Origin of the sequence: uncultured Shewanella sp. (genome assembly GCF_947491715.1) — a bacterium.
Classification (GTDB): Bacteria; Pseudomonadota; Gammaproteobacteria; order Enterobacterales; family Shewanellaceae; genus Shewanella.
Genome location: NZ_CANLKR010000001.1, coordinates 400,089 through 412,701, shown reverse-complemented (window position 1 = coordinate 412,701; position 12,613 = coordinate 400,089). Strand labels below are relative to the sequence as shown.

The 12,613-nt window shown below is 40.4% G+C and carries 12 protein-coding genes; 6 read left to right on the top strand and 6 right to left on the bottom strand.

Features of this window, described 5'->3' with window-relative positions; all coding sequences use genetic code 11:
• Positions 1 to 185 precede the first annotated feature (185 nt).
• The 5 genes from fliI to fliE form a co-directional block, all read right to left on the bottom strand.
• Positions 186 to 1,487: a flagellar protein export ATPase FliI gene (fliI, locus tag Q0779_RS01850; protein ID WP_298769251.1), complete on the bottom strand. Its 1,302-nt coding sequence runs from the start codon at positions 1,485 to 1,487 to the stop codon at positions 186 to 188.
• A 44-nt stretch (positions 1,488 to 1,531) separates the two neighbouring features.
• Positions 1,532 to 2,437, bottom strand: coding sequence for a flagellar assembly protein FliH (locus Q0779_RS01845; protein WP_298768897.1), 906 nt, complete (start codon positions 2,435 to 2,437; stop codon positions 1,532 to 1,534).
• A 65-nt stretch (positions 2,438 to 2,502) separates the two neighbouring features.
• Complete coding sequence (fliG, locus tag Q0779_RS01840) at positions 2,503 to 3,543, bottom strand: flagellar motor switch protein FliG (RefSeq protein ID WP_298768896.1); 1,041 nt, start codon at positions 3,541 to 3,543, stop codon at positions 2,503 to 2,505.
• Positions 3,536 to 5,227 (bottom strand): flagellar basal-body MS-ring/collar protein FliF, encoded by a 1,692-nt coding sequence (fliF, locus tag Q0779_RS01835; RefSeq protein WP_298769249.1) that lies wholly within the window; start codon positions 5,225 to 5,227, stop codon positions 3,536 to 3,538. The genes fliG and fliF overlap by 8 nt, the downstream gene beginning before the upstream one ends.
• A gap of 40 nt (positions 5,228 to 5,267) precedes the next feature.
• Entirely contained in the window at positions 5,268 to 5,627 is a 360-nt protein-coding gene (gene fliE, locus Q0779_RS01830) for a flagellar hook-basal body complex protein FliE (RefSeq protein ID WP_298768895.1), read from the bottom strand.
• Between the two features lie 282 nt (positions 5,628 to 5,909).
• Between fliE and Q0779_RS01825 the strand changes: the two genes are divergently transcribed.
• Together Q0779_RS01825 and Q0779_RS01820 are read left to right on the top strand one after the other, a co-directional pair.
• Entirely contained in the window at positions 5,910 to 6,293 is a 384-nt protein-coding gene (locus Q0779_RS01825; protein WP_298768894.1) for a hypothetical protein, read from the top strand.
• An 89-nt stretch (positions 6,294 to 6,382) separates the two neighbouring features.
• The gene (locus Q0779_RS01820; RefSeq protein ID WP_298768892.1) at positions 6,383 to 7,156 is read left to right on the top strand and encodes a Zn-ribbon-containing protein; all 774 of its coding nucleotides are present in this window, start codon (positions 6,383 to 6,385) and stop codon (positions 7,154 to 7,156) included.
• Positions 7,157 to 7,158: 2 nt separating this feature from the next.
• Here Q0779_RS01820 and syd read toward each other — a convergent pair whose 3' ends face one another.
• The gene (gene syd / locus Q0779_RS01815) at positions 7,159 to 7,827 is read right to left on the bottom strand and encodes a SecY-interacting protein (RefSeq protein WP_298768890.1); all 669 of its coding nucleotides are present in this window, start codon (positions 7,825 to 7,827) and stop codon (positions 7,159 to 7,161) included.
• Between the two features lie 59 nt (positions 7,828 to 7,886).
• Between syd and queF the strand changes: the two genes are divergently transcribed.
• From queF to Q0779_RS01795, 4 genes are all read left to right on the top strand, one after another.
• A complete protein-coding gene (gene queF / locus Q0779_RS01810; RefSeq protein WP_298768888.1) occupies positions 7,887 to 8,747 on the top strand; it encodes an NADPH-dependent 7-cyano-7-deazaguanine reductase QueF in 861 nt (286 codons plus the stop codon).
• 955 nt (positions 8,748 to 9,702) lie between these two features.
• Positions 9,703 to 10,419 carry a thermostable hemolysin gene (locus tag Q0779_RS01805; protein ID WP_298768886.1) on the top strand — a complete coding sequence of 239 codons (717 nt, stop codon included), beginning with the start codon at positions 9,703 to 9,705 and terminating at the stop codon, positions 10,417 to 10,419.
• Between the two features lie 6 nt (positions 10,420 to 10,425).
• Positions 10,426 to 11,889, top strand: a complete 1,464-nt coding sequence (locus Q0779_RS01800; protein WP_298768884.1) for an AMP-binding protein — start codon at positions 10,426 to 10,428, stop codon at positions 11,887 to 11,889.
• A 40-nt stretch (positions 11,890 to 11,929) separates the two neighbouring features.
• Complete coding sequence (locus Q0779_RS01795) at positions 11,930 to 12,598, top strand: iron-containing redox enzyme family protein (RefSeq protein WP_298768882.1); 669 nt, start codon at positions 11,930 to 11,932, stop codon at positions 12,596 to 12,598.
• Positions 12,599 to 12,613: the final 15 nt, after the last annotated feature.

The window sequence follows — 12,613 nt, the reverse complement described above, 5'->3', positions numbered from 1 at the left end:
TGATCTAAGCAAATTTCTCCCAACAAAGAGTAAAACACGTTTAGCCGGATCCTACGGACAGCGTTTGTGGCTCCTTTCTACGGCGTTATCGCTTGTTTATGTAGAATAACTACACCACACAAGCTCTGCCTTGTATAAAGAACCCACAAACTACTGCAGAAATCATCACCAAAGTTCAACAGGCTCTAGACTTTACATTGCGCTGCAATTTGCGACAGCATCAAAGCACTGCTTTCGAAATTAATGGGATCATTCATATTTTGTCTTAAAAAGGCATTCATCGCGGGTTGTAAGCGAATGGCATTATCCACTCGAGGATCGCTGCCTTGACTATAGGCCCCAATCGCGATCAAGTCCTTATTTTGCTGATAAGCAGAATACACTTGTTTCACTTTACGCATACTCTCTAAATGCTCATGACTTATCACCATAGGCGCCACTCGGCTAATGGATGCTTCAATATCAATGGCAGGATAATGACCACTATCGGATAAGGCGCGGGACAAGACTATGTGTCCATCTAAGATGGCACGAGAAGCGTCACTAATGGGATCTTGTAAATCATCCCCTTCGGTTAATACCGTATAAAATGCAGTAATGGCACCTTGTTGACCGCCACCATTACCGGCTCGCTCAACTAATTTGGGCAGTTTTGCAAAAACAGAAGGCGGATAACCTTTCGTTGCGGGCGGCTCGCCAATAGCCAAGGCCATTTCACGCTGCGCCTGAGCATAACGGGTCAGGCTATCCATTAATAACAAAACACTAAAACCTTGATCCCTAAAATATTCTGCAATACGGGTAGCGGTTTCGCAGGCACGAAGTCGCATCAAAGGAGACGTATCGGCAGGCGCAGCCACAACAACCGAGCGTGCCCGTCCTTGTTCACCTAAAATCTCTTCAATGAACTCTTTAACTTCACGACCACGCTCTCCGACTAATGCCACCACAATAATGTCGACATTAGCACCTTTGGTCATCATGCCTAAGAGCACACTCTTACCCACCCCAGAGCCTGCAAAAAGCCCCATTCGTTGACCTTTACCCACAGTCAACATGGCATTAATGGCCCGCACACCCACATCTAATGGTTCGCTAATAGCGCGGCGTGACAATGGGTTAATAGTATTCATATGCAAAGGCGCTTTATATTGCGTATTCAACGGCCCTAAATCATCAATTGCCTGACCATTGCCATCGAGTACTCGTCCTAATAATTCAATCCCGACATTTAGACTCTCTTGCTCGCCAATAGGTGTGACGCGCGCGCCAGGTAACACCCCTCGTAATTCTTCCACCGGCATTAAGTACAATACGCCTTCATTAAAGCCGATGACTTCAGCCATCAACTCACCATATAGTGTTTCAATCCCGCATAAGCTACCTATCGGCGCGCGGCAACCGCTTGCCTCTAATGTGAGCCCGACCACGCGAATGAGTTGACCACTGGCTTGTGCAATAAAGTTTGGCACCTTACCTTGATAGATTTTTAATGACTGAAGTAAATGATTGGCACGAGTAGAGAGTTGACTCACAGTTCACTCTCTTCGGTATTTGAAATAACACTGGTGCTAGGATGAGTAATGGCAAAATCGCTGTCATTGATTTCATTGGCCAGTACAGCACTTTGCTGTGCTTGCTGTTCTTTTTTTAATCTCAACGCCTTTTGCGCCTGTTCCCACTCACTAAACACCGCCTTTAAACGGTTTTCAACACTCAAGTCGAGTTCACTGGGTTCACAGCGCATCATGAGTCCGCCTTGAGACACACTGGGATCGTCTTCAATGTGCCAGCCTTGACTGGCTTGCTCATTATTTTGATATAACTGACGAATAACGTCGCCATCGATAGGGTTCACCCGTATGGTGATCTGTTGTTTTTTAATAGGCAGAGCATCGAGACCGTGGCGAAGCACATGGACAATATGCTCTTGCGCCAAGGTGAGCTCATGCATTATCACCCCTTCGGCTAATTGCTTCACTAAGCTGATTAATTGCCCTTCAATCTCAAGATCCAGTAAGGCCAACGGCTGAGTAAATTGTGATAATAAGGCATCAAACTGCGCCATTTTGGCTTGGGCCTGTTTCATACCCTCTTCATAACCTTGCGCTTCGCCTTGAACAAAGCCCTCTTTATGCCCTTGCTCAAGGCCAGTCAATCGCCCTTTTTCTAACCCTTCGCCAAAACCTTGCGCCTTACCATGCTCAAAACCCGCTTGCTGAGCATCTTGTTGAATGGCTTCAATTTCGCTTAAGGTTGGTGGCAGTATGCTTTCTTCTTGCTCATTCGACTCAGTGTCCAGATCTGTTGGCACTCTTGTTGATACTGGGGAAGCTTGACGACCAAAAATATCAGCAACGTCTTCATCATTGCATAAAGTCACATCGGGCAGTTCCCAATGACTAAATTCACTATTAAACACATCATTTGATGACATTGAAACCTCTCTTGACCCCCTACTTTAGACACAAGCAGACTTGACAACCTGATTAACACAAGCGTCTATAAATACTCATCATTACCACCACCTGCCAGCATAAGCTCTCCACTTTCACTTAAACGCCGTGCAATGGATAAAATCTCTTTTTGCGCAACTTCGACTTCGCTTATTCGTATCGGGCCCATGGCGTCTAAGTCATCCCGTAACAACTCTGCCGCACGTTTAGACATATTATTGAGCATTTTATCTCTGAGCTGATCATCCGCTCCTTTCAATGCTTTTAACAATACATCCTGCTGCACTTCTCTGAGTAAAACTTGGATCCCCATGTCATCAACAATATTCAGATTTTCAAAAACAAACATGAGATCTTGGATCTGCTGCGCCATTTCCTCGTCGGCTTCACGCATGGTACTCATCAAATGACTTTCCACACCAGTATCTAAGTAATTCATAATACTGGCCGCCGCTTTTAACCCTCCCATTTTGGCCGCTTGTGCACCACCTTGTCCGGCAAACTGTTTTTCCATAATATCATTCAGCTCTTGCAGCGCGGCGGGCTGCACCTCTTCAAGGTTGGCTATGCGCATCATTAAATCTAAACGGGTATTTTCAGGAAATTGTGCAAAGATCTCTGCGGCTTGATCGGGGTCAAGATAAGACAAGACTATGGTTTGTATTTGCGGATGTTCATTTTGAATAATGGTCGCCACTTGACGCGCATCCATCCATTTGAGTGAATCAAGCCCTTTGGCTCCACTGCCCATAATAATTTGATCAATCAAATTACCCGCTTTATCTTCCCCAAGCGCAGCAGTTAATGCTTTACGCACAAATTCTTCACTGTTAAAGCCAATGGATGAGTATTTTTGAATATCATCAAGAAACAATTTGTGCACGCCAATCACTTTTTCTTGACCAAAATCTTCCATACTCGCCATCGCCATACCGACTTTTTGAACTTGCTTAGGCTCTAAATGCTTTAAAATCGACGCGGCATCGGCTTCACTCAAACTCAGCAATAAAATCGCCGTTTTTTCAATACCGGTCAGCAGACTAATATCATCACTGCTTTTCATCTCTGTCGTCACATCATTACTCATCGTTTAATAGCCAGTTTTTCACGACTTGAGTCGATAATTCAGGTTCATTGGCCACAATGGCGCGAATGGCTTTTATCATGTCATCATCTTTATGCAGATCCGGAATAAGAATGGAACCATCGTCAGCATAACTGTATTGAGCATCGGGCTTCTCTAACATGCCTAAGGTATCTGCTGCATATTGATCTTCTATTTCTGCAAGCTCATCCTCTTTTGGCTTATCCTCAACCAGTAGCGTCTCATTTGGATACACTAGCCGTTTCAGCATAGGTCGAATAACAGCCAAAATAAGGACCAAGACCACTAAGGCACCTAGCAGTAGTTTCATTCCACGCCAAAACCAGGGCTGTTCCCACAAAGGCTGTTCAAGTGGGTCTACCATTAATTGATTTAAAAAAGGCACACTGACCACTTCGATAAGATCGCCGCGCTGAGCATTAAAACCTATAGCCCCCTCTAATAAACGCCGAATACTCGCAAGCTCAGCATCCGTTCTTGGTACGCGGTTGACACTGCCATCTTCAAGGGATTGCCCCGTTTTAAAATCAATGGCGACAGATACACTCACACGGTTTAATATGCCCACTTGTTGCCGAGTGTGGCTAATAGTGCTGTCGAGTTCAAAATTGCGGGTCGCTTCTTTGTGAGTGGTGCCCGTTTGGTTTACTGTATTATCAAATTGATCTGCCTCCTCAGGAATTTGCGAGTCCATGGGAGGTTGATTTGACAATGCACCTGGGATCCCGCCATTTATTCCCCCTAAGGTATTATTTTCAACCGTCATTTCACTGCGTAAAGAAGATTGTTGAGGGTTATAGCGCTTTGCCGTTTGCTCAACCGCAGTGAAGTCCATGGTGACATCCACTTGAGAGGTAAAATTTTCAGGCCCTAAAATAGGCATTAAAATGGATTCAATTTTATGCCGATATTCAGCTTCTTTTTGTTGTACGAGTTCTTGCTCTCGACGGGCTCTGGCTGATGCCCCGTCTTGGCTTCCTGAATTTAATAAACGACCATTTGCATCGGTCACGGTCACTTTTGTGGGAGTGAGATCATGGACGGCAGAAGCGACAATATCAACGACAGCATCGATTTCTTCTTGTCCAAGCTGGCGTTTACGGGTACTTATCACGACCGTTGCACTGGGTTTGGCCCGATTTCTGGCAAAGACATTTTCTTTTGGCAGTGCTAAAATCACTTTGGCTTTATCGACATTTTTAAGCGCCTCAATGGCGCGAGCCAAATTGAGTTCTTGGCTGTATTTCAGCCTTGCTCGCTCCATACGCTGACTGACACCGAATCCACTGTCTTGATTTAAAAAGTCTTCATTTTCACTGGTATTATCGATACCCGCACGACTTAAAAGCAATTTGACATCTTGATATTGCTCCTCTGGCACCTTGACTAAATCACCTTGGATTTTATATTCAATATTTTGTTTATCCAATTCATCAAGAATCGGGATCATTTCTTCTGTGGTCATTTTGCCTAATGGGCGAAATTCACTCTCTTGGGCCCAAAATAAAATGGCAACGGCTAAAGCAAAACAAATCGCCAACGCTAAAATCATCGTCATTTGCTTTAACACATCACTGCCACCCAGACTATTCAAAAAGCCTGCTTTGTCGACTGTCGACTCACGCCCTTGATTGCTGGCGGTTAAAGCGGGATCATTATTTGCCACGATATCGTTACTCACAATCGCTTTTTATCCTCAACATCCATTAAACGGGCATGCTCATAATTTCTTTGTAAGCATCCACTAACTTATTTCTGACTTGTACTGTTGCTTCAAACGCCACACCGGCTTTTTCTCGTGCGATAACGGTATCCGTTAAAGTGACGCTGGGATCGCCCATATCCAACTTCTTGGACATTTGACCCGCATTGGACTGCAAACTATTGACGTTACCTATGGCTTGAGTGAGTAACTGTCCAAAGTCGCTCCCAGCCGTATTTTGCACTGACTGAGTCATATTTGGCAGAACACTGGCTTTTTCTATTTCATTGGCAGTGCTGGCACTGCCCAGTTTCTCATTCAGAGCTTGCATTTCTTGGAATAATGGATTGCTATTCAATTGCATATTCTTTCCTTAATATACCCAAACCACTTGACTCTTTATCAATACAACAGAGCTTTAAACTATTCCTTTCAGCGATAGCAGGCTCTATAGACTATAAGCGACAAAAAATTGACACCTTAGTCGCGGTTTGTGGCTATTTACGGCGATTTAATGAATTAGCAATATCTCGGCCACTTTTAAAAAACTTTAGAAATAAATTCAAAAAAAGGCCGTTTATAAAATCGAATTAAACATGTTAATATTTGAGTATATTCAACATAAGCCTTACTTACCGAGAACGCCATGAGTCCGCTAGACACCATCATTACTACCGCACATGCTATTGTCAGTAGCGGAAAACCACCCAGTTTAGCGTTAATTAAACGTCAACTTGGTACCCAATATCCGATGCCTGTGCTTATTCAAGGCTTACAGCAATATAAAGCCATGACAGAGCAAGAAAAACACGTATTATCTCAAGATATTCTGGCGTTAAAAGAAGATAAAAATAAAAAAGATATAGCCGATGTACAAACAGACATTGATAACCCCACCTCAGTGCAAACACAAGCAATGATGACTCAGTTACAGCAATACATCTCAGTGCTGACACAAAGACTCGATGCGTTAACTCAAGAACACGCGATGCTAAAAAAGAAAGTGGCTCAGCTAGAAAACAACAAATAAATCCAAAAGCACTTAATAATCAATAAACATACTATAAGCATGCAATAGCCCATTGGGCCACCATCAATACTTAACAGGAAACATGACCCATGCAAGTTATGGAACTCAGGTTTGAATGCTTTGCTGACACCACGCTCACTGCGGCAGAAAAAGCCATCAATCACCTACTGGAAGCACTGCGCGCTAATGGGCAAATATTAGGCCGAGAATTTGCGGTAGCCTTTAACGAAGGAGAATTTAAAGTCCGGCTATTAATGCCAGAAAAAAACAGTCTCAGTCATAAATACCATAGCCCTTGGGTCAAACAAGCCTTGTCGGCACTCACAGAGGCAAAACTGCTGGCGCCTAGAGAGAAGTATATTGGCCAAGATATTAATTCTGAAGTCAGTTGCACCGAAGTACCTTCTTGGCAAATCATTTACACCAGCTATGTACACATGTGCTCCCCCCTTCGCAGTGGTGATACATTACAGCCCATTCCGCTTTATCATATTCCAGCCACTTTTAATGGCGATCATAAACGCATTATCCGCTGGCAAACAGAATGGCAGGCTTGCGACGAGCTGCAAATGGCTGCAGGCTGCAAAGCTGAATTTGCCAGCTTAAATGAGCTAACCCACCATCAAAGTGATTTATTCAGGCGAGGTTGGGATATTAGAGGAAGAATTGAATATCTCACTCAAATTCCCACTTATTACTACTTATATCGCGTTGGGGGCGATAGCTTAAAAGCGGAAATGAATCGACCTTGTCCCCGTTGCGGCAATCCAGATTGGCGAGTCGATACGCCCCTGTTAGATCTCTTTCACTTTAAATGCGATAACTGTCGTATTGTCTCTAATATCTCATGGGATCACTTATGAACCTATTTGCCTCCAAAATGGCCACGTAAGTGCTGATACATGATTTTCAGGCGTTGCCAAATCCCAGGATGATCCGCCGCGCCGTCTAAGCCAACGTCTAATTCATCATACATTTTAGCGGTCGTCACTCTAGGCGTTAATTGACTCAAAAAATCATTAACACTACTGGCCAGCTGGATGGATTGCACCTCCCCGGGTTTTTCTATCCATACGCTGCCCGTTTCATTATTGACTGTGATCATAGTGTCATCCTCTTCCATGACGCCAATAAACCAAGTTAACGGTTGTTTTAACTTTTTCTTCATCATTAGATGGCCAATGATATTTTGCTGTAAACATTCAAAGTCATTTTGGTTCCACGGCTGTAAAACTTCTCCTGCTCCCCATTGAGAATTAAACATTAATGGGCCAGAAAAAAAATGACCATACAATCCATTAATATCAGAATGCAAGGTGATATCCAGTGCACTGGCAACATTATCAAAATTATCCACCTCTTCTCTTACTGCACTAACCCATTGAACTGGCTTATTTTTAGCCAGCCCCGTTTCTTGCACGATACAAACGGACTCTTCCCCTTGAGCATAAAAACGGGGAAACTCATCACATTGTTCTTGATAGGTCTCTTGATAGCGTTTTAAAAAATTTGTTAATGCGGGTAAAGAAGACACTGAGGATCATTCCAAAATCAGTTATAATGGTGGCCTATTTTGACACGGAAATTGTATTGATGACACAAGATCATGATCCCTATGGTGATGCTCATGAACTTTCAGAGCTGACACTCGGTAAAGCAAGCGAATACCAATCTAAATACAACCCCAGCCTTTTACAAGGTGTACCTCGAAAATTAAACCGAGATACCATAGCGCTCAGTGCAGATAACTTGCCTTTTCATGGTAGCGATATCTGGACTGGCTATGAATTATCTTGGCTTAATGCCAAAGGCAAGCCTATGGTCGCCATTGCTGAATTTTCAATACCTTTTGATAGTGATAACCTTGTTGAGTCAAAATCCTTTAAACTGTACCTCAACAGTTTTAACCAAACGCATTTTGACAACGTGGCCACCGTTCGCGATACCTTAATTCGGGATCTTAGCGACTGCGCAAAAAGTAATGTTAGTGTGACGATTATTGAACCTAGACTCTTTTCAAATCAACGGATCATCAATCTTCCCGGCACCTGTATTGATCATTTAGATATCGAAGTCGACAACTATGACTTTAATCCAGAGTATCTTCAAAACAGTACCGATGAAAAAACCATAGTCGCTGAAACACTCAATTCAAATTTATTAAAATCTAATTGCTTGATCACCAGCCAACCAGACTGGGGCAGTGTCATGATCCGTTACCAGGGGCCTAAAATCGATAGAGAAAAACTACTACGCTATTTGATTTCATTTCGTGAACACAATGAATTTCATGAACAATGCGTCGAGCGGATTTTTGTCGATTTAAAACGCTTTTGTCAGTGTGCAAAGTTAACCGTTTACGCCCGTTATACTCGTCGTGGTGGTTTAGATATTAACCCCTATCGCAGCGATTTTGAAACCCCCTCTGATAATCATAGAGTGGCTAGGCAGTAGTCCCTAATGCTTGATAAAATGACCTAGAGCCTGTTGAGTTTTCAGCTAGCCAAAATGAATTAATCTCAATAGGCTTACCGTCTATTGAGACTCATTTAAGCAAAATGACGATAGTCCAACGAGTATAGGCTCAAACAGAGCATATCAATCACACGTATTGATGAATAAACAATCACTCACCTTTAGCCTTTCTCTTCCGCTACTCTGCCATATCATTGTCATTTAGCTTGTGCTTAACTGAAAAGATAGCTTATCTCTTATGCGATTAAAATTTTATTTCATACATTTTTCACTTAAACATATAATGAATTTTAATTTACTTTTACTATTATCACCTTCAGCTTCCACTCATGGATCAAAACACGAATAATAATTACCCTCATAAGCATTAACACAAAAAACCAATAAATATCAATTAGATAAATGAAAAATAAAAAATGGTATGATTTCTTATTTCTCTATAATGCAAAGAGAAAAATTGAAATTAATTATTATTATTATTCACAAACAACCTTCTCATGTTTAAAAAAGTATAATTTATGAACAAAAAAATGAATTATTGCGTGAAATATAAATGATATAAATCCAAATTTACTTCTTTTAATTAAAATTTTTTTGAACTTTATTAATTATAAATAGACTGAGTATATACATAAGCATACAAAAACTGACACTCTTTTACGCAAGGTTATCAATGAAAAGTAAAATGTTAAGTCATAAATCATATATCAAAACCTAATAGGTAATATAGATATAATATATAACAAATACAAATACAAACTTTATATTTAACAACGTGCCTTGTTGTCGATATTCATTTATAAACCAATAAAAAGTGGGAGATACTCATATATTAAATACACATATACCCACCTATAAATTGATTATAGTCATTAGACATAACAAGATTAAATAACAAAAAATAAAACTTATTTTAATATAAAAGGAGTTATTCATGCCTAAATCACAATCAATGCAAGTATATTACAATGAGAAAGTTAAGCATTCATTTGTCAAACGAAGAAATAAAAAAGAATCACAACACAAATTTGATATACATACTCATCCAACAATAAAAAGAAGAACAGTAGAGTGTTATATCAACCAACGATTCAACCAAGTATATCAGGCGAATATTCATCACTTTATGCCTATTTTACTAGAAGTCTCATTGAAAGAAAGCCTTCAGGCCACCATTGGGTTGACTCCTGGATATTTCAAACATTTCTATTTAGAACAATATCTTTTGTCTTCAGCTGAATCACTCCTATCAGAATTGACTCAGCAACCTATTGAGCGCCATTCCATAATAGAAATTGGTAATCTAGCAACTTCTCATGATAGCTCAGGGCTCATTCTTTTTAGTCTTATGACAAGTTTACTCAATAAAGCTCAGTATGAATGGATCATTTTTACTGCTACAGATGAAGTAAAGCGACTCCTAGAAAGATTAAATATAACACTTATTCCTATTTCCCTTGCTCAACAAAATGTAGAGCAATCTCACTGGGGGGAATATTATAAAAATAACCCACAAGTTATGGCTGCAGACTTAAAAAAAATATTTTCTGACAATGAAAAGTTATTAAACCAAATAAATAGAAAGTACCTAGATAATATGTCTAATGTGTACCATCAGTTAAAAAATTTCAACTTATACCCAATTAGGTAAATTATTATGTTATCTGTCTCTAATAAATTACGGGAAATAGGGAAAGACTACCCTTTAAATCACCCTGCATTAATTAATGGTGAAAATACTATTTCTTATCATCAATTAGCTCATCGAATTGAAAAAATACAATATTGGTTAACATCGTTAAATGTGAATGTTGTCGGTTTACATCTACAAAATCAAATTGATTGGGTACTCATTGATTTAGCCTGTCAAGAAGCCAATATAATATGTATTCCTTTACCCACATTTTTTACTGAACACCAACTTCAGCAATGTATAGAGCAAACAGGTATCGAGTTGTTATTTAGTGAGAAGGCGACTATCCCATCTCTATTTGTTCATGTCAAACCACTCATGTCACCAATAGGATTAGTCGATAAGCAAAGGGTATTTCAATTCAATACCAATGTGGCAGTCACTTTCCCTAAAGGGACTCAAAAAGTCACGTTTACATCGGGATCCACTGGTACACCTAAAGGAGTGTGTCTCAGCCTAGAGCACCAATGGAAAGTGGCTGGATCAATAGCTGAACATACACAACTTACTCAAATGCGACATTTATGTTTATTGCCACTCAGTACATTATTGGAAAATATTGCAGGCATTTATGCTCCACTACTCACTGGAGGGAGTATCTATTTAAGTGATGATAATACACGGGGAATGACGTTAAGTTCAGGTTTAAACATCAACACTTTTTTATCTCATTTAACCGAAAAATCGCCCAATAGCATTATTGTTCTTCCTCAATTATTATCTGCCCTTATTCAAGCTTGCCAAAAAGGCTGGCAAGCCCCAGATTCACTGATGTTTATTGCTGTTGGAGGTGCAAAAGTCTCTGCTGATCTCATCCATTTAGCGCAAGAATATGGACTGCCCGTTTTTCAAGGTTACGGTTTATCAGAATCAGGTTCCGTTACCGCATTAAACACCTTAGATGCCCATCACCCTCAAAGTGTTGGAAAAGTGATGCCACATAATCATATTAGTATTGAAAATAATGAAATCATCATTAGAGGCTCATGCCATTTAGGGTATTTACACCATCCAAGCACTTGGTATCCCAGAAAAATACTAACAGGTGATACGGGCTACATAGAAAATGGGTACTTATTCATCAATGGCCGCATTAAAAATACCTTAATTACAAGTTTTGGGCGAAATGTCAATCCAGAATGGATTGAATCAGAACTCATGGTAGCCAATATTACTCAGTGCATGGTATTAGGCGACGGGCAAGCCTCTTTATCGGCATTAATCAGTGCCACAGAACAAATATCCCAAACCCAACTGCAACACTGGATTAATCAAGTCAATCAAAAGCTACCTGATTATGCCCAAATTCATCATTGGCTAAGAGTGAATGAAACTGACTGGCTTCCCTTTACTACGCCTAACGGAAGATTACACCGCCCCAGCGTGACTGAACGATTCAAGCATGAAATACAGCATTTATATCGCTAACAACTCTCAGACTTAATTTAAGAAAATTTAAGGATAACCTATGTCATTTTATGAACGATTACAAAAAGAAACCCAACAAAGTCAAAATTATCTCATGTCAGCCCCTATCATTCATCGTGCAATGACTAAGAATTTCACTTTGCAAGATTATGTCGCTTTCTTATTGCAAGCTTATCATCATGTCAAACATACCACCCCTTTACTCATGGCAACAGGCGCTAAAATTAATGGCTCAAGAGAATGGTTACGAGAAGCGGTAGCTGAATATATTGAAGAAGAGTTAGGTCACCAAGAGTGGATTTTAAATGATATTGAAGCTTGCGGATACGATAAAGAAAAAGCCCGTAATAGTCGACCTAACATGTCAACCGAGCTAATGGTTGCTTACACATATGATTCAATCAATCGCATTTCACCTCTCACATTTTTTGGCTTAGTACAGGTATTAGAAGGCACGAGTGTGCAAATTGCCGATCTCACCGCTCAAAAAGTACAGCAGCATTTAGACTTACCTCAGCAAGCATTCAGTTATTTGTATTCACATGGCAAATTAGATCAAGATCATATTCAATTCTTTGAAAAATTGATGGATCAAATTGTGGAAGAACAAGAGCAAGATCACATTATTCATGCCGCCCAACATTTTTATCACTTATATGGAAATATCTTACGTGAGCTTTCACCAGAGCAAGTGAAGCATATTGCTTAAACAACGTGATAAGAG

Bases quoted from the DNA above. Each gene is read 5' to 3' on its own strand.
- Q0779_RS01805 (WP_298768886.1), top strand. From the start codon at position 9,703: ATGCCTAAATCACAATCAATGCAAGTATATTACAATGAGAAAGTTAAG.
- Q0779_RS01845 (WP_298768897.1), bottom strand. From the start codon at position 2,437: ATGTCATCAAATGATGTGTTTAATAGTGAATTTAGTCATTGGGAACTG.
- fliE (WP_298768895.1), bottom strand. From the start codon at position 5,627: ATGCAATTGAATAGCAATCCATTATTCCAAGAAATGCAAGCTCTGAAT.
- queF (WP_298768888.1), top strand. From the start codon at position 7,887: ATGACACAAGATCATGATCCCTATGGTGATGCTCATGAACTTTCAGAG.
- Q0779_RS01820 (WP_298768892.1), top strand. From the start codon at position 6,383: ATGCAAGTTATGGAACTCAGGTTTGAATGCTTTGCTGACACCACGCTC.
- Q0779_RS01825 (WP_298768894.1), top strand. From the start codon at position 5,910: ATGAGTCCGCTAGACACCATCATTACTACCGCACATGCTATTGTCAGT.
- Q0779_RS01800 (WP_298768884.1), top strand. From the start codon at position 10,426: ATGTTATCTGTCTCTAATAAATTACGGGAAATAGGGAAAGACTACCCT.
- fliG (WP_298768896.1), bottom strand. From the start codon at position 3,543: ATGAGTAATGATGTGACGACAGAGATGAAAAGCAGTGATGATATTAGT.
- Q0779_RS01795 (WP_298768882.1), top strand. From the start codon at position 11,930: ATGTCATTTTATGAACGATTACAAAAAGAAACCCAACAAAGTCAAAAT.